This window comes from Mucilaginibacter aurantiaciroseus, assembly GCF_024055595.1.
Classification (GTDB): Bacteria; Bacteroidota; Bacteroidia; order Sphingobacteriales; family Sphingobacteriaceae; genus Mucilaginibacter; species Mucilaginibacter aurantiaciroseus.
The window spans coordinates 957,345-975,542 of the sequence record NZ_JAMXOF010000001.1 but is presented as its reverse complement, the minus strand read 5'-3'; the positions used below and the strand labels follow the sequence as shown (position 1 = coordinate 975,542).

The window sequence follows — 18,198 nt, the reverse complement described above, 5'->3', positions numbered from 1 at the left end:
GCCTTAATTTGTGTTATACTAAAGTATTACAGGCAGTTACAAAAACCTGCCTGCATCATGACGCTTTTTATATAAATTTTAGTAAAATTGCCTTTTGAATTTCATGTAGTAATTACACCGCAATGTCGCGACTCCATTGCAAAGAGTGTAAACTTTATATCATTTAATCAGTTTACAAGAGGTATAACCTATCAAATAATTTATTTGAATGTATCTTTAGCATTCAATAGTAATATGAATAACGGCAAATTTTATAACACAACGGTTGATGTAGTTTTGGTTGGCGCGGGCATTATGAGCGCAACACTTGGAGTAATGCTTAAACAGCTGCAGCCAGATCTTACAATAGAGATATTTGAACGACTTGACACCGTTGCCGCCGAAAGTTCTGACGCGATGAACAATGCCGGCACAGGGCACTCTGCATTTTGCGAATTAAACTACACCCCTCAACGTAATGACGGCTCGATAGAGATTGTTAAAGCCATTAAAATAGCCGAGCAATTTGAGATCACCAAAGAGTTTTGGTCGTTTTTGATTGAGAATGGCTATGTAGATTCGCCACAAAGCTTCATCAGCAAAATACCACATATGAGTTTTGTTTGGGGCGATGATAATGTTGATTACCTTAAAAAACGCCGTGATGCATTAGTGCAACACCATTTTTTTAAAGGCATGCAATATTCAGAAGACCATGCACAAATAAAAAAATGGGCTCCGCTTATAATGGATGGCCGCGACGGAGGCCATAATGTATCAGCCACGTTTATGGATATTGGCACCGATGTTAACTTTGGCTCGCTAACCCGCAGCTTAATTAGCAAACTGCAACTAAAGCCCGGCGTTACTTTAAGCCTTAACCACGACGTTGACGATATTAAACGTAATAAAGATAACACCTGGCAGGTAAAAGTGAGCGACCGTGTAAGCGGTAACAAACGCAAACTGAACGCCAAATTTATATTTGTGGGTGCAGGTGGTGGCGCCTTGCCCCTGCTACAAAAATCGGGCATACCGGAGAGTAAGGGTTTTGGCGGCTTCCCGGTAAGCGGGCAATGGCTGGTTTGTACCAATCCTGAGATTATCAAACAACACGATGCAAAAGTATATGGTAAGGCATCGGTAGGTTCGCCGCCAATGTCGGTACCGCACTTGGATACGAGGATGATAGACGGTAAAAAGTCTTTACTTTTTGGCCCTTATGCAGGTTTTTCAACCCGCTTCTTAAAAAAGGGTTCGTTGCTTGATCTGTTCAGATCTATCAAATTAAATAATATATTGCCATTGCTGGCTGTAGGACGCGATAATATGGCATTGACTAAATACCTTATAAGCCAGGTACTGCAATCTCCCACCGACAGGCTTAAAGCTTTACAGGAATATTTCCCGGGAGCTAAAGACCAGGACTGGACTTTAGACATTGCAGGCCAGCGTGTACAAATCATTAAAAAAGATGTTAAACGTACAGGCGTACTCGAATTTGGTACAGAGGTGGTTACTGCCGCAGATGGCAGCATCTCAGCCCTTTTGGGTGCATCGCCGGGTGCATCAACATCAGTACCCATTATGGTTGAGTTGATAACCCGTTGTTTTAAAGACAAAGCCCAAACAGCCGAATGGCAGGCTACGTTTAAGAAGATGATCCCATCCTACGGGCAATCGTTAACTAATGATGAAGCTTTGGCTGATGCTACAAGGACGCGTACAAGTAGAGTGTTGGGGTTAGTTTAAGTTTTGCTGATTACCCAATATAATACTGCTACCTGTTGAAGTATCAAAACTTACTGGAATACTTACGAGTGCTTTGTCAAAACGCCCATCTTTTGTGCCTGGTTTCCACTTCGGGGAACGTTTTATCGCTCGCATAACTTCGGCATCAATGGTCGCACTCACTCCTCTAATTATTTTCGCATCCTTAACACTACCGTCTTTGTCAATAGCAAATGCTAAAATCACTTTACCTGAATTTTTTTGTTCGCGATCGATCGAGGGGTATTTAATTGTGGAGGCAAGAAATTTAAAAAACTTTTCTTCTCCCCCCGGAAATTGCGGATCTGCTATAATATGTGCAAAAGGATCTTTGTTATTTATAAACTCTTTGCCAGAAGTGATTTCTCCTTTTTTGTAAACTATAGTGTAAGTAGTATCTGAAATATGTTTTTCCCAAACTCCATCCTCTTTCCCATTAATTACAGGTCCAACTAAAAAAATCTTTACACTATCATTTTTCGTTTTGAACCAAATTCCATTTCCGTTTTCGGCAAGGATTTTACCTGTAGAATCTAAACAGGATTTTAGGTACATGCCGTTCTTATTTTTTTCGGTTATATTGTACATAGTACCACTAGGATAATAAGTTATACCTTCACCAACTAATTGTCCTTTATTATAATTGTTAATACTCTTCCTTTTCCCGTTCATATAGTATTCTATACAATAACCTTGCAATCCCGGCCTGAAATCAATATCCAAAGCAAACGTTTTTCCTATAAGTTTAGGTTTATTGTTCATATAAAACTCCTCTACCTTTAACATACCCGAATCGGCCCGGGTATATAACCTTATAAATTTGGCGTCTTTTGAATCTTTTGCTAATTGATTATCGCTAACCATATAATAAAAATCAGAACCTGGTTTAGCCTGTTCTTTTATGTCTTGAGCAATTATTGGGCAAGAAATTAAAGCAAGTAAAATAACAGTAAGTATGTTTTTGAGCATTTAGTACAAGGTTTTATTATAATGCTAATATAATACATAATTATGTCATTGCCATTTCCGCATAAACCATTCCTTATTTTTTATATTTTTGCAGATAGAACGGGTGGCTGATTTGAGCACCCCGGGCATCTTTCCCTATAAATGGATATATCAGTAGTAATACCACTTTACGATGAAGTAGAATCGTTACCCGAACTTACCTCCTGGATAAGCCGGGTAATGGCCGATAATAATTACACCTACGAAATTATCCTGGTTGACGACGGCAGTAAGGATGGATCGTGGGACATGATCGTGAAACTTAAAGCGAACAGCCCTTTTATAAAAGCCTTTAAGTTTAGGCGTAATTATGGTAAATCCGCCGCTTTAAACATTGGCTTTGAGGCCGCCCATGGCGATGTAGTGATTACCATGGATGCCGACCTGCAGGACAGCCCGGATGAGATCCCCGTACTTTATCGCCGTATCACCGAAGATAAATATGACCTGGTATCTGGCTGGAAAGCTAAACGTTACGATCCGTTAACTAAAACTATACCTACCAAGCTTTTTAACGCTGCAACCCGCAAAATGAGCGGTATTGATAACCTGCATGATTTTAATTGTGGCCTTAAAGCCTACCGCAAAGCTGTGGTAAAAAACATTGAGGTTTACGGCGAGATGCACCGTTATATTCCTGTAATAGCCAAATGGGCGGGCTTTACCAAAATTGGCGAGCAAGTGGTAGAGCACCGCGCCCGCAAATACGGCAAAACTAAATTTGGGTGGACGAGGTTTATAAACGGCTTTTTAGATCTGCTATCGATATTTTTTGTAGGCAAGTTTGGCAAGCGCCCTATGCACTTTTTTGGCGCCATGGGTACGCTTAGCTTCTTCGCAGGTATCGTAATTACCATTTGGATGCTGAGCGAAAAGCTTTACCTGATAGCACATAAATTACCCTATCGTAACGTTACAGAAAACCCGCTGTTTTATATTGCGCTGGTAGCTATGATACTGGGTTCGCAGCTATTCCTGACAGGTTTTGTGGCTGAACTGGTTTCGCGTAATTCACACGACAGGAACAATTACCAAATAGAAGACACAATTTAGATATGCAAATACGAGGGTGTGTAGATACGCAGATTAAATCCTTGTACAACATCGTTACATCATACACCCAAATAATTCATTTGCACATCTGCATATTTGCATATCTGCACATTTGAGAATATGTTTTTTTCCATCATCATACCTTTATATAACCGCCCACAGGAGATTGCCGAACTACTGGCTACCCTAACGTTGCAAACTTATAAGCAGTTTGAGGTTTTGATAATTGAGGATGGCTCTATTAACCGCGCTGAGGATGTTGTAAAGGGTTATGAAGGAAAATTAGACATCCATTACTTCGAAAAAGCGAACGAAGGCCAGGGTTTTACCCGCAATTTTGGTTTTGAACGCGCTAAAGGCGACTACTTTGTAATATTTGATTCGGATTGTTTGATCCCTGCAGATTATTTGCAGATCGTAAACGACTCGCTTAGCAAGAACTGGCTGGATGCCTACGGTGGGCCTGATGGCGCGCATGCATCATTCACGCCGCTACAAAAGGCCATTAGCTACTCCATGACCTCCCCTTTCACTACCGGCGGCATCCGTGGCAGTAAAAAAGGGATTGGGCAATTCCATCCACGTAGTTTTAACATGGGTATCTCTCGCCGGGTTTGGGAAAAGGCAGGCGGCTTTATCATTACCCGTTTGGGCGAAGATATTGAGTACAGCATCCGTATCCATTCATTAGGATACAAGATCGGATTGATACCCGATGCCATTGTTTACCACAAGCGCCGAACCGATTTTTTGAAGTTTTACAAACAAATCCACTTTTTTGGGCGGGCACGAATCAACATCTATAAATTCTTTCCGTCGCAGCTAAAGTTGGTGCATTTTTTCCCCGCGATTGCCACGCTTGGCTTTATGTTTATCATTATCGCCAATATAGCGCAATGGCCATTTGCCGCGCTATTAAACATAATGTTAGGGGTTTACATTTTGTTAATATTTTTTCACTCTCTTATTAAGAATAAATCAGCAAAAATCGCATTTTTGAGCATTATAGCTGCCTTCACTCAACTCACTGCCTACGGGTTAGGATTTATGCAGGATTTTTGGAAGCGTGTAGTGTTAAAAGGATCTTAAAAACGTAGTATGTATCACCCTTTCTCTGTTGCAGATACCGTAAAGGCTGCGTGGGATATCTTCAGGAAAAACTTTGTAACTATTATAGTATACTCCGTTATTACGTTTTTTTTATTAGGCGTACTTGGTCTTATTATAGGGTTTATCTACTCTCCCAATGATTTTTGGGGTTCTACGATCGTAACATTTATTCTTATTTGGTTGCAGGCTTACACAACCCTGGGGCTTTATAAACTAATTTTTACAGTTATTGATAGCGAATATTACGACTTTGAGTTTATACAGGTTATACCCAAAGCTAAAATGGTTTGGAGCTACCTTGCAGTAGTTTTCATATTTGCCTTTTTTATAACCAACATGGGTATACTGATAGATTATTTAGATGAAAGCCCAAGCATCCAGTTTGCGGTAGAACTAATTGCAAGTGTGTTGGGGCTTTACCTTGCTTTACGTATTATGTTTTTTAACACATTTGTGGTTGATGATGCATCCGGCCCGATAGAATCACTAAAACAAAGTTTTGAGTTAACCAAAGGGTATATATTAAAGGTGGTTTTAATATTGGGCATCATTATTTTATTAATTGCCTTACCAGCCAAATTGGCCCAATACTATCCTGTTATATCCATAGCAATATTGTTCACCTACCCTTTTGTAAATATTATATTAGCGGTTACCTATCGCAAGTTAATTTACAGCCACCAGGATGTAGATGACGATATTGCGGAAACCAACTAATTATGGGTTTAAAAGTAGCATTAAGCAAGATATTTGCCTGGTATGTAAACAAGCAATTAAATACCATAAGGCAAAATGCCGAAGCGCTTCAGCAAAAAACATTTAGCAACCTAATTTATAATGCTAAAAATACCGTCTTTGGTGCCGATCACAATTTTGCTGGAATTGAAAGCTACGAAGATTTTAAAAAGCAAGTACCTGTACGCGATTATGAAGAACTACGACCGTACATAGACCGCGTTGTAAACGGCGAACCCAATGTGATGTGGCCTGGCAAACCTGCATATCTTGCCAAAACATCGGGTACAACATCAGGAGTAAAATATATCCCTATCTCTGCCGAAAGCATGCCCGAACATATTAAAGCTGCACGTAATGCCCTGCTAAGCTACATCCACGAAACTGGCAAGGCCGATTTTGTGGATGGCAAAATGATATTCCTGCAAGGCAGCCCAATATTAGATGAAAAGCACGGCGTTCAAACCGGTCGCTTATCGGGCATTGTAGCGCACCACGTGCCGGCTTATTTACAAAAGAACCGCCTGCCATCCTACGAAACCAATTGTATCGACGATTGGGAAGAAAAGATAGATGCTATTGTGCAGGAAACGGCCAAGGAGGATATGCAACTGATATCAGGTATCCCCCCATGGTGCCAAATGTATTTCGACAGGCTTTCTGCCGTTTCGGGTGGCAAAAAGATCAAAGACATCTTCCCTAATTTTAAGCTGTACGTGCATGGCGGTGTAAACTACGAGCCCTACCGTGCCCGTATGGAAGAAAGCATTGGCTTTAAAATAGATAGCATTGAAACCTACCCTGCTTCCGAAGGTTTTATCGCCTTCCAGGACTCGCAAAAAGAAAAAGGTTTATTGCTGATGGTAGATGCGGGCATTTTCTACGAGTTTATCCCGTCCGACGAGTATTTTAACGATAACCCTACGCGTATCAACCTAAAGGACGTAGAGCTGGATAAAAACTATGCCCTCATCATGAACACCAGCGCAGGTTTATGGGGATATAGTTTAGGTGATACGATTAAGTTCGTGTCGAAAAACCCTTATAAAATTGTGGTAAGCGGCCGTATAAAACATTATATCTCCGCCTTTGGAGAGCATGTTATTGGCGAGGAGGTTGAGCAATCCCTTATGGGTGTTGCTACCGAAGAAGGTGTTGATGTAATCGAATTTACCGTTGCGCCACAGGTTGCCCCGGCCAATAATTTGCTGCCATACCACGAATGGTTTATCGAATTTGGTAAAGAGCCTAAAAACCTGGAAGCCTTTGCTTTAAAAGTTGACAAGGCGCTTCAGCAAAAAAATATTTACTATTTCGACCTTATTGTGGGTAACATATTGCAACCTTTAATAGTCAGAAGTTTAAAAAAGGATACTTTTATAAACTATATGCGCAGCCAGGGCAAACTGGGCGGCCAAAATAAAGTGCCGCGCCTGTCAAACGACAGGAAGATAGCGAATGAGTTAACAACTTATATATCACTTAAATGAGAAAAGCCTTTTACATTTTAGGGTTACTTGCACTGGTAAGTTCATCATTATTTGCCCAGCAAAAAGTAGAAAAACTCACCTTTCCGCTACCTGCAGAATATAAGTTTAAGGTAGGTTCTGACCAGGAAAACGCCCAAACTCATTTTATTGAGATGATTCCCCAAAATGAAACTTTTGACAATTGGAGCATCATATTTTCAAGCACTCTTGCAAAAGGTGTAAAAGGATTAGGAATGGATAAAGCTGTTGATTACATGTATACTACTGCAAAAAATACAGCCATTGATCCTAAATTAACAATTATAGAGAAAAATGAAAGCGGCCACTGGGCGTTGTTCACTATAGAAACCGCAAAATACAAAGTAAGCCCTAAACCCGAGTCGCAACTCTTTTATGTGATAGAAGGTAGCAGTGGTTTATTTATTAATAGCATCGCGCTAAAACAAAAAAAAATCCCTTGCCGAATTTGTAACGAAATGGAGCGCGATATTTAAACAGGGTAAATTTGCCGAAGAATAACACTACGCAATTATAATTGATTAGCATTTGAGTATAGATAATAAAAAGAACATAGCCATACTTGGCTCAACAGGCAGTATTGGCACACAAACACTTGAGGTTATCCGGGATAATGGTCAACTTTTCAAGGCTTTTATGCTTACTGCGCATTCAAATGCTTATCTGCTTATTGAGCAGGCTATAGCGTTTATGCCCAAATACGCCATCATTTGCGATGAAACCAAATACGCCCAGGTAAAGGAAGCCCTCGCCCATTTACCCATCAAAGTTTTGGGCGGATACGAGGCTATTAAAGAAACCGTAACCCATCCGGATATCGACGTGGTACTTACCGCAATGGTAGGCTTTGCCGGTTTAGAGCCTACTATAAATGCTATTACAGCGGGCAAAGACATTGCGTTAGCAAACAAAGAAACGTTGGTTGTTGCGGGCGAGATCATCACCAGCCTTGCCAAAAAGCATTGTGTAAATATTTTACCTGTAGATAGCGAACATTCGGCCATCTTTCAATGCCTTGCCGGCGAGCAGGATAATAAGATAGAAAAGATAATCCTGACTGCTTCCGGCGGGCCGTTCCGTGGAAGATCTGCAGAGTTTTTGGCTAACGTTACCCGCGAACATGCGCTTAAGCATCCCAACTGGGTAATGGGCGCCAAGATCACTATCGATTCGGCATCGTTAATGAACAAAGGACTGGAAGTTATTGAGGCGAAATGGTTGTTTGATTTAGAGGCCGACCAGATAGATGTTATTGTTCATCCGCAATCTGTAGTGCATTCGCTGGTACAGTTTGAAGATGGATCGATAAAAGCGCAGCTGGGTTTACCGGATATGAAGTTGCCTATACAATATGCCCTTACCTACCCCAACCGTATTAAAACAAACTTTAAACGTTTTAATTTTATTGATTACCCAAATTTGACATTCGAACAGCCGGATATGGCTACCTTTCGTAACCTAAAGCTGGCTTTTGATGCATTAGAACAGGGCGGCAATATGCCTTGTATTATCAATGCGGCAAACGAAGTTGCAGTGGCGGCATTCCTTAAAAACGAAACAGGCTTTTTAGCGATGAGCGATATAATTGAAACCTGCATGCAGCAAATTACTTATATACAGGCGCCATCATTAGATGACTATTTGAATACTGATAAAGAAACACGCATATTTGCGCAAAATTTAATACAACAAATGCCGTTAAAGGCAGTACGATCTTAATACATAAATACTACGGATGAGCTTTTTAATAATGGCCGGCCAATTAATACTTGGTCTTTCAATTTTAGTGATACTACACGAGTTTGGGCACTTTTTAGCCGCCCGCGCTTTCGGGATAAAGGTTGAGAAATTTTACTTATTTTTTGATGCCTGGGGTGTAAGTCTTTTTAAATTCAACTACAAAGGTGTTGAGTACGGCATTGGCTGGTTACCTTTAGGTGGCTACGTAAAAATTGCCGGTATGATAGATGAATCTATGGATACCGACCAATTGGCGGGCCCGCCGCAACCCTGGGAGTTTCGTTCTAAACCGGCCTGGCAGCGTCTAATTGTAATGCTGGGCGGCATCATCGTTAACATTATAGTAGGTATTTTCATATTTTGGGTGTTAACCATCCGCTACGGCGAAACCTACACCCCTAACGCTAATATCAAATATGGTATTGTTCCGGGCAAGATCGGTACAAAAATGGGCTTAAAGGCCGGGGATAAGATTAACTCGGTAAACAGCAAACCCATTGTGAGATTCGAGGACCTGATCAGTTCCAAAGTATTACTTGATAAAACGGTACTTAACGTTCAGCGTGGTAATGATACCCTTGATATTAAGGTACCTCCAACTATACTCAATGACCTATCTGATTTTGGTATCGAAGAATTTATTAACCGTGTCCCGCGTATAAAATTTGCAATTGATACAATTGCTCATAAAAGCGGTGCCGAACAGGCGGGTTTAAAAAAGGGGGATAGTATACTTACTGTAAATGGTAATGCTGTGGCCTATTTTGACCAGGTGCAGGCTCAATTACGGGCAAATAAAAATAAAAAGGTGCAGCTTACCATAAAACGTGGTGATTCACTACAACAGGTTGCCGCGCAAATTAATGCTGAAGGAGTATTGGGTTTTAAACCTAAAGTCCAATTACCGCAAGACACTACCATAAAATATGGTTTTCTGGGTTCATTACCAATTGGGGCTACAAAAGCCTGGAGCATGTTTACCGATAATGCCAAAGGCATAGGTAAAATATTCACCGGCCAGGTTAAGGCGCGTAAAGCCATATCAAGCCCTATAGGCATAGCGGTGATGTTTGGTAGCCATGTAGACTGGATTCGCTTTTGGAGCCTTGTGGGCTTCCTTTCGATGGTATTAGCGCTAACAAACCTATTGCCGATACCGGGATTAGATGGCGGGCACACCGTATTTCTTTTAATAGAGATGATAAAGGGCAAACCGTTAAGCGACAAGTTCCTGGAACGTGCGCAGATCGTAGGTTTTGTGCTACTGATCTCACTAATGGTATTTGCTTTTGGTAACGATATTGTGAAACAGGTGATGAAAAAATAATTTGTTCGCATATCGAAAAAATAAAAAAAGCCGCTCCAGTTTTGGAGCGGCTTTTTTGTGGTAAAATTTCACTTTTTTTCGTCTTTTATTCGCCCGTGGTTCGCCCTAAAAGGGTTTGCTTTTGACCTGAAAACGTGGTGTCAAACCTTTGCCACCATTTATCCGGGAATTATAATTCTGAAATTGCTGATCGGGTACCTTAATATACGCAAATTATCTCAAATAAAAAAGCCCGACTAAACTAATAGCCGGGCTTGTATTTTGTGTCAACCGAAAACTAAACTGTTGGCTCGCTTTCTAATTCGTCATTCAGATTGAAGGTATGATTTTCTTTTTTTAGGAATGCTGCAAGTATCAGCGCTAATACAAACAAAAATATAGTATTAATAGCTACTGCCTGTACCTGCTTGCCAATTGTAGGGTTTTTTTGTTCATCAAAACTCTTTTGGATTTTGTCGATCTGTTTATCAATATCTTCCTGGCTAACTTTACTTTTTTCAAGCATTAGAGTAACTGATGCAACCATCGTGGTCTCCATTTTAGATACCATGTCCGGCTCAATAACCTTAGCGAACACCATATCCCTTACAACAAATTGTACTGCAAACGATATCAGCAGCATAATAAATATGCCGGAGGTTGCTTGCCTGAAATTCCAGAAACCACCAATTTTGGTTCTTAATTGTTTGCTATAAATAACAGCTAATATTATTGGAATAATAACCGATAATACAATTGGAGCGGCAGAGATAAGTATAGTAGATGTTGTAGACGTCATCACGTAAAACGAAAGGATACTTATTACCGTAACTATTATCCCCATGATCAACCCCACCGGAACAGCATTCTTTTTTATTGATTTATCTAATTCTTCACTCATGATAATTTAGGTTTAATATTAGGATTATTTAAAGCTATACAAAATTTCTACAACAGCCATATCAAACGGCTTGTTTACGGCATTTTCTGCTATGGCTGCTTTATCGGCATCGCCTGCTTCGGGGTTTTGGAAGAAACAGATCATCGGGTAAAACAACTCCTTCACTTCAGAATCTTCTGCTAGGGTTTGGGCAACTTTGGCTACTTCGCTAACCGGGCTTTCTACCAGTATTTGGTGCGCTATTACCGGCTCGTAAATGCGGTATTCATCCTGGAACTCGTCTTCATCTACCAGCAAAAATTCTTTCAGGTAATCTTCCAGTTCAGGGTCAATGTCTTCGTCCTCGCACTCGTTAAGGTATAAAAGCAGGTTCAACAACTCGGTTCCACGGTCAAGGGTTTGTTCTTCAATGTCTTCCCACTCCGGGGTTTCCAGGTAATCGTCTTCCAGTTTCTTAACGTCTTCGCTAAAGAAGTTGATCATTAACAGGTCAAAGAAAACCTCGCGAAGTTCTTCTAACTGTGGTTCATCGTCAAATACGCCGTCAAGCAAATCAACCTTGGTTAAAAAATCATCATCTGAAGAAAATACCGCTTCGAATTTTGCTGTAAGTGCTGTGGCATCAAAGCCACCGTATTGTGTAAAAGCCTGTAATGCGCCGGTAACGGCTAAGCTTACTTTTGGGTCGGTCATGTTTGGTAGGTGTTAGTTTTTTGAGATTTGGTTGTTATTACAGGTTAACAATACTTTTCCTTTTAAGTTCGCCCCTAAAAACGGCGAATTATAACTTTTTGAGCGGTTAACCGCGCGGCTGTACGCCCACTCGCCTTCGGTGCTGAATACAACGAGGTTGGCGGTCGCGTTTTCGCTTAGCGCCGGCACCGCAACATTTAATATTTTACGTGGGTTGATGGATAGCTTCTGTACGATCTGCTCTGCAGTCAACCCGGCTTGTAAGGCCAGCGAGAAAGCCGTTTGCAGGCCGATGATGCCATATTCGGCAACCTCAAACTCTACATCTTTAAATTCTATCTCGTGCGGGGTGTGCTGACTTACAATGGCATCGATAGTGCCATCTTTTAGCCCGGCTATCAGCGCGTCTACATCCTTTTGGGTGCGTAGTGGCGGCTTTACTTTATATAGGCTGTCAAAGCCCATCAAGGCTTCATCGGTAAGTACCAGGTTATGCGCGGCAACGTCGCAGGTAACTTTAACCCCTTTGCGTTTCGCTTCGCGGATGAGTTCTACGGCGTGCTCGGTAGATATGGTAGTGAAGTGGATTTCGGAGTTCGTATCCTGGGCCAGGTAAAGGTCGCGGGCTATCATCAATTCTTCGGCAAGCGCGGGGATGCCTTTCATGCCCAGCATGGTGCTTACCACACCTTCGTTCACTTTCGCCTTCCCGGCTATCGAAGTATCTTCGGGGTACGAGATCACCTTGGCGCCAAAGTTTTGCACGTAAAGCAACGCGCGTTCCATCAGTCCGGCATCCTGCACGGGGCGGTTGCCATCTGTAAAGGCTTTTGCACCGCTTTTAAACATATCAAACATCTCGGCCATATCTATGCCTTCACGTTTGTGGGAGATGGCCCCAAGGGGATATATATCTACCAAATTACCTTTCGCCCGGTTTATCAGGTATTCTACCTCGGCTTTTGAATGTACAGGCGGCTGGGTGTTAGGCATCAGTGCTATGCCGGTGAAACCACCTGCCGCTGCTGCTGCCGTACCAGTATGCAGGTCTTCCTTTACTTCTAAGCCAAGCTCGCCAACGTTACAATTCAGGTCAAAAAATCCCGGCGAAACGTAATAGCCTTTGGCGTCAACCGATTTCACATCGCTATCTATCAATTTTGCTATTTTGGTAATGATGCCTTTCTCAATTAAAATATCGGCAACCTTGTTATGAAAAGGCGAAGCGGGGTCTACAACAGTGGCGGATTTGATTAGCAAATTCATTTGCGCTGTTTTATGATGGGTTAGTTGATATCTGCAGATTGCGTAACGTTTGATTTGCCGGTTTTATAGTACCGGATCAGCAGCGTTTCGGCAGCCAGAAATATCAGCACCAAAATTATACAAAGTTTCCATAATTGAAGACCCGAATTTGCAGCTCCTGTAAGGCTTTCTGCATTTAATTTATTCGCGTTTAACAAAAACGCGTTTTTTGGGAACAGTTTTTCCAATTCTGCCGATGTCAGATAGCTCAGGTCGCTTTCGCTGCGGTTATCGTTAAAAGCCAAAACCGCGGCTGTGCTGTCCTGCTTTTTAAGATCATAGATCCCGGTTTCGGTCAGTTGATCGGGCAGGTAAAGCACGGTGCTGCCCTCCTGCTGTTTTACTTCGGGGATGATGGTTTGCTTATCCTTCACCAGTTTCACCAGCTGTTTCTCAGTAGATTGTAGCGGAACGGTTTCAATAGGTTCGTTATTGCCCGCGGTATAAAACAGCGGTTGGTCGTGGCCGCTCAGCAAGGCTATCCTTAACATCACCGGCACAAACAACGCGTGTACCGGCAGGTTGCTATAAACTTCATCCAAGGCTACGGCGGCTACGTAAACCCTGCCCCTGCCCAATGCTGAGCCCTGCCATAGGGTTGCGCCATCTTTCAGCTTCATCAGGTATTCGCCTTGGCGTGTACCATTGTTTAATGCATAATATTTATATACGATTGGCAAATCGGGGTTTTGTGGCGATGTTTCGAAAATGCTTTTAAAGATGCGGCTTTGCAGGTTGATGGCTGATACTTTGGTTAAGGCTTCCACCAAACCTGTTGGGTAAGCGGCACCCATCGGCTGTAAAAATGCTTTATAACTATTAAGATCCGCACCTACGGACGGGAACACCATCAGGGTGCCACCCTTGCTTACATACGTTTTTAATTGCTGCGCCAAACCTGCCGACACGGTTTTAATATCACTCAGTACGATTATCGGATAAGCATTCAGCCCCGCATAATCTACATTACCATCCGGCACCTGTTTAGGCGCAAAGAAGGCATCCGTAGCAAAAACAGCGCTTAAATATTTATTGGGCGCGCCGCCGTTTATCAGCAATACGGGCAGTTGTTTGGTAACGTTAAAAGTAAAATAGAACTTATTATCGAACGTGATAGGGTTATCCTGCAGTTGGATCTCGGCACGCTGCCAGCCATCCTGCAAACCAGAGAACGATAAGGTATCTGTTTGTGCCGATCGCTCTTTTACCGTAAAACTGCCAATGGCTTTTTGTACACCGTTTATGATCAGTTTCAGCGGGATCTTCTCTGCCGCTTTATCGGCGTAGTTGCGCAGCCTCACCACCATCTTCTCACTTTCGCCGGGGCGATGCGTGGCGTTCAGCATCCAAACCGAATCTACCGCTACATTGGGCAGCGGGTTAGCTTTTAGCTGAATGAGGCTGACCGGGAGGCCAGAATCCGTGATAGCAGAATTTCCCGCCATATTCTTTTGAAAATCTGACAGGACATATACGTTTTTTACCGCGCCTGCCTGCATGTCCAGCAAGCTATTTTGCCTTGCCAAAACCTGATTTAGCTGCCTGCTTTGCGGGCTGATCTTTACGGCGTCCACCGCGTCGTTAAACTCGGCTCGGTTGAGCAGTCGCTGGTGTTTACCTTCAAAATCCTGGGTGATTAGTTGGAAACGGTCGTTAATGTGATATGCCGCTGCTATTTGTTTGGCTTTTTGTTTGGCCTCGTCCAAAAGGCTGCCCTCGCGGTTAAGGGTTTGCATCGAATAGGAATTATCTACAAATATGCTCACTACCTGCTGCTTGCCTGCATTAGCATCGTCTTTACCGAGGATGTATGGCCGGGCGAATGCCAGCACTAAAAATAACAGGGCTAACAATCGCGAAGCTAATATCAGCCGCTCTTTAATGTTACGGCGACTCGCCTGCTGCTCCTGCACCTCCTTAAGGAACTGCACATTACTGAACAACACCTTTTTGTACCGCCTAAAATTGAACAGATGAATGATGACCGGGATGGCCAGCGTTAAACATGCAAATAAAAAAGCGGGATACAAAAAGTGCATTACGCAAATGTGCAAATTATTGAGCAGATGCAGGAACGATATCAGGTCAACTTATTTTAGGACGAGTAAACTTTGCAGATCCTTTACTGTAACCCAAATCAAAACATTAATGGAAACGCAGAGTATTGCGCCTCTACGGGGTGAACCAAATCACATTTGCACTTAACAGAACATTACTGTAAATTAGGATTCAACTCTAACACTAAAAATGAAACACTTCACCTTAAAATTAACCTTAGCCGCGGGTTTGCTTGGCGGCATACCGGCATTTGCACAAGGGCCGGATACCGCTGTTTTTAGCCGCATCCGCCGTGCCGAAATGAGCAGCTCGCAGATCCCCAAGATAGCGCATTACTTAACCGACGTGGCCGGGCCGAGGCTTACCGCTTCGCCGGGTTATAAACGTGCTGCCAACTGGGCGGTAGAAACCATGACCAAATGGGGATTGGTGAACGCCAAGCTTGAACCATGGGGCAATTTTGGTAAACAGTGGGACTTGCAGGGTTTCAGCATTATTATGAAAGCGCCTTATGTGCAGCCTGTTATGGCTTACCCCAACCCCTGGAGCGCAGCTACCAATGGCACAGAACAAGGGCAGGTTGCCTTAATAACCCCGGCACAGGCAATGGATACCACTTACATTGCGGCGCATCTTAATGATTTTAAAGGTAAATTTATCCTGATAGCCGTTGCCGGCAATCAAATGAAAGACGTAAACTTTAAACCTTTGGCCGAACGCTTAACCGACATGGAACTGGCAAACATGAAAGATACCTACATGGTAACTCGTGAGCAGATGGCGCAGTACGGAGGATATTTTAAAATAATTAGTAAGGTTGATGTGCTGATGAAAAGCTCGGGGGCATTAGGATTGATAGGCGCAGGGGAAAGCAACAACAATGGTACCGTATTTGTGCAGGGTAATGCCGAACATAAGCTTACCGCACCTGCGGCCATCCCTCAGCTAAGCATGGCTTACGAGGACGGACAAAAAATTAAACGCCTGATCCAAAGCGGTCATCCTGTAGAACTTGCCGTTAATATACAGGCAAAAGCCTCAACCGATGACATTAAGGGCTATAACGTAGTTGGCGAGATCCCGGGTACCGATCCTAAACTCAAATCGCAACTGGTGATGCTTGGCGGTCACCTGGATTCGTGGCAGTCGGCTACCGGCGCTACCGATAACGCCGCGGGTTGTATTGTGATGATGGAAGTTGTGAGGCTAATTGATTCATTAGGCCTTAAACCAAAACGTACCATCCGCATTGCCTTATGGGATGGCGAAGAACAGGGTATATACGGCTCATATAATTATGCCAAAAACCATTTTATGGGGATGGATTATAAGCTAAAACCAGAACAATCAAAGGTATCGGCCTATTATAATTTGGACAACGGCACAGGTAAGATCCGCGGGATCTTCACCCAAAGCAACAAAGCCATTATGCCGATCTTCCAAAAATGGTTTGAGCCCTTTGCCAACCTCGGTGCAAAAACAGTTACCGATAAAAACACCGGCTCAACAGATCATTTGTCGTTTGACTGGGCGGGTATCCCGGGTTTCCAGTTCATCCAGGATCCGATAGATTACGAAACCAAAACCCACCACAGCAACCAGGATAATTACGAACACCTGCAGATTGAAGACCTTAAACAGGCCGCCATCATCGTAGCATCGTTTGTATACCAAACCAGTATAGAAAAGGATATGATGCCACGCAAACCGCTGGTTAAAGAGCCGTATGTGTTTGATGAGTTTTAAGGAACTTGTTTTATAAAAAGGGGGCTTAGCGAATGCTAAGCCCCCTTTTTATTCCCTCCCGGCATTGCGAGGAGCGATAGCGACAAAGCAATCTCTTTAGGACACTTGTACACCTTGCATATTGGACTTGCCTAAAGAGATTGCTTCGTACCTCGCAAAGAAGTGCGTTTTTAGTTAGTATATTTACTCCTCAATCTTATTTATCAAAATCGCCAACCCCGTCTTCACTTTCTTAACCAGCACCGCCAAATCCTCTGCAGACATATCCTGCTGCAGGTCATCCTCGTTGATATCGTTCATTTTGTCGAGAATGGCGTCTAAGCCCAGGTCGTGTTCTTCGTTCAGGTTATCGCCATCAAGTTCTAACACTACAAACAAGCTCGAGAGGCGCTGGTAATAGGTTTCTTGTGTAAGTTTATCCACCGTATGGTGTTCAACTTTTAAGCGGTGTAAAAACTCTTCTAATATCATTTATGCTGAAAATAAAACAGGTGGTTTAGTAATATTCAGCTAAACCACCTGCGGTGAAATATCATATTTTGTTGCCTATGCCCTATGCCTGCGGCGTTTCTTTCTGGTTTCGGTTTGTTTGCGTTTTTTGCTTACCTTTTGTTTCTTTTGAGGTTCGGCTTTTTTCGCAATAATTAATGTCTTGCTATCTGTGGAATCCTTGCTTAACTGTGTAACCGTAAAGTTGTTGCTGCGCAGGCCATATTCTAACTGGCGTTTGGCACCGGTAGGTTTGGCGGTGGAATCGTTTTTGTCGTAGATCGGAAACTCGCGGATCAGCTTGCCATCTTTAATGTAAAAGTTATCGTTACCACGATAGCCTTTACGTTGCGAACTGGTCAGTTTTGGAAAATCCAACTTGTTGGCAGTGGTATTATTAAACTCGAACGCGTAGATCTTGGCGTAATTAACCGTGTCTTTCCCTTTGGATTGAATCAATATCTCGGGGTTGCCATCAACATCCATATCGGCATTAAACACATCGGTAATGGTGCCGTCGAGGTCGCCCGTGGTGGTGTTATATTTCATAGCCGCCGAATCGGAATGCAGTATAGCAAACGAACCGGTTTGTGTAGACCCCCTGCCCCAGCTAACCACATCGTACGTTTGCCCCGGCGATACTTCTATCGCTTTATGGAAACGGAACGGTGCCATAACAGCCGGTTTAGCCACCACATTATTGTTAACGGCAGGCTTTTTATCCTCGCTGCTGCAGGCCGCGATAGATAAGCAAGCAGCTGATATGAATAAATAGTTTCTAAAATTCATACGTGAAG

General features: G+C 42.8%; 16 protein-coding genes. 9 read left to right on the top strand and 7 right to left on the bottom strand.

Annotated features, from left to right (window positions below; genetic code table 11):
* The first annotated feature begins 234 nt into the window (after window positions 1-234).
* On the top strand, window positions 235-1,731 hold the full coding sequence (locus NAF17_RS04490) for a malate:quinone oxidoreductase (protein WP_252756783.1): 1,497 nt from the start codon (window positions 235-237) through the stop codon (window positions 1,729-1,731).
* Here NAF17_RS04490 and NAF17_RS04485 read toward each other — a convergent pair.
* Window positions 1,723-2,718 carry an energy transducer TonB gene (locus NAF17_RS04485; protein ID WP_252756782.1) on the bottom strand — a complete coding sequence of 332 codons (996 nt, stop codon included), beginning with the start codon at window positions 2,716-2,718 and terminating at the stop codon, window positions 1,723-1,725. The two genes, NAF17_RS04490 and NAF17_RS04485, sit on opposite strands and share 9 nt — an antisense overlap.
* Window positions 2,719-2,859: 141 nt before the next feature.
* Here NAF17_RS04485 and NAF17_RS04480 point away from each other — a divergent pair, with 141 nt between their 5' ends.
* The 7 genes from NAF17_RS04480 (at window position 2,860) to rseP (ending at window position 10,230) form a co-directional block, all read left to right on the top strand.
* Window positions 2,860-3,810, top strand: a complete 951-nt coding sequence (locus tag NAF17_RS04480) for a glycosyltransferase family 2 protein (protein WP_252756781.1) — start codon at window positions 2,860-2,862, stop codon at window positions 3,808-3,810.
* 120 nt (window positions 3,811-3,930) lie between these two features.
* Window positions 3,931-4,899, top strand: a complete 969-nt coding sequence (locus NAF17_RS04475; RefSeq protein WP_252756780.1) for a glycosyltransferase family 2 protein — start codon at window positions 3,931-3,933, stop codon at window positions 4,897-4,899.
* Window positions 4,900-4,908: 9 nt separating this feature from the next.
* Window positions 4,909-5,637 (top strand): hypothetical protein, encoded by a 729-nt coding sequence (locus NAF17_RS04470; protein ID WP_252756779.1) that lies wholly within the window; start codon window positions 4,909-4,911, stop codon window positions 5,635-5,637.
* 2 nt (window positions 5,638-5,639) lie between these two features.
* Window positions 5,640-7,145: a GH3 auxin-responsive promoter family protein gene (locus tag NAF17_RS04465; RefSeq protein ID WP_252756778.1), complete on the top strand. Its 1,506-nt coding sequence runs from the start codon at window positions 5,640-5,642 to the stop codon at window positions 7,143-7,145.
* Window positions 7,142-7,639, top strand: coding sequence for a hypothetical protein (locus tag NAF17_RS04460; protein WP_252756777.1), 498 nt, complete (start codon window positions 7,142-7,144; stop codon window positions 7,637-7,639). The genes NAF17_RS04465 and NAF17_RS04460 overlap by 4 nt, the downstream gene beginning before the upstream one ends.
* A 52-nt stretch (window positions 7,640-7,691) precedes the next feature.
* Window positions 7,692-8,882, top strand: coding sequence for a 1-deoxy-D-xylulose-5-phosphate reductoisomerase (locus NAF17_RS04455; protein ID WP_252756776.1), 1,191 nt, complete (start codon window positions 7,692-7,694; stop codon window positions 8,880-8,882).
* A gap of 16 nt (window positions 8,883-8,898) precedes the next feature.
* Complete coding sequence (gene rseP / locus NAF17_RS04450; protein ID WP_252756775.1) at window positions 8,899-10,230, top strand: RIP metalloprotease RseP; 1,332 nt, start codon at window positions 8,899-8,901, stop codon at window positions 10,228-10,230.
* A 277-nt stretch (window positions 10,231-10,507) separates the two neighbouring features.
* Here the strand turns inward: rseP and NAF17_RS04445 are convergent, their stop codons facing one another.
* From NAF17_RS04445 to NAF17_RS04430, 4 genes are read right to left on the bottom strand one after another with little or no spacing between them, the layout of a single operon-like run.
* Window positions 10,508-11,110, bottom strand: a complete 603-nt coding sequence (locus NAF17_RS04445; protein ID WP_252756774.1) for a DUF4199 domain-containing protein — start codon at window positions 11,108-11,110, stop codon at window positions 10,508-10,510.
* A gap of 24 nt (window positions 11,111-11,134) precedes the next feature.
* Complete coding sequence (locus NAF17_RS04440) at window positions 11,135-11,803, bottom strand: hypothetical protein (protein WP_252756773.1); 669 nt, start codon at window positions 11,801-11,803, stop codon at window positions 11,135-11,137.
* A gap of 12 nt (window positions 11,804-11,815) precedes the next feature.
* Window positions 11,816-13,069, bottom strand: a complete 1,254-nt coding sequence (locus NAF17_RS04435) for a dihydroorotase (RefSeq protein WP_252756772.1) — start codon at window positions 13,067-13,069, stop codon at window positions 11,816-11,818.
* Window positions 13,070-13,089: 20 nt separating this feature from the next.
* Complete coding sequence (locus NAF17_RS04430; RefSeq protein WP_252756771.1) at window positions 13,090-15,147, bottom strand: BatA domain-containing protein; 2,058 nt, start codon at window positions 15,145-15,147, stop codon at window positions 13,090-13,092.
* Between the two features lie 208 nt (window positions 15,148-15,355).
* Here NAF17_RS04430 and NAF17_RS04425 point away from each other — a divergent pair, with 208 nt between their 5' ends.
* The gene (locus tag NAF17_RS04425; protein WP_252756770.1) at window positions 15,356-16,912 is read left to right on the top strand and encodes a M20/M25/M40 family metallo-hydrolase; all 1,557 of its coding nucleotides are present in this window, start codon (window positions 15,356-15,358) and stop codon (window positions 16,910-16,912) included.
* Window positions 16,913-17,095: 183 nt separating this feature from the next.
* Here the strand turns inward: NAF17_RS04425 and NAF17_RS04420 are convergent, their stop codons facing one another.
* A complete protein-coding gene (locus tag NAF17_RS04420) occupies window positions 17,096-17,383 on the bottom strand; it encodes a hypothetical protein (protein ID WP_252756769.1) in 288 nt (95 codons plus the stop codon).
* Window positions 17,384-17,458: 75 nt separating this feature from the next.
* Complete coding sequence (locus tag NAF17_RS04415) at window positions 17,459-18,190, bottom strand: PliI family lysozyme inhibitor of I-type lysozyme (protein WP_252756768.1); 732 nt, start codon at window positions 18,188-18,190, stop codon at window positions 17,459-17,461.
* Window positions 18,191-18,198: the final 8 nt, after the last annotated feature.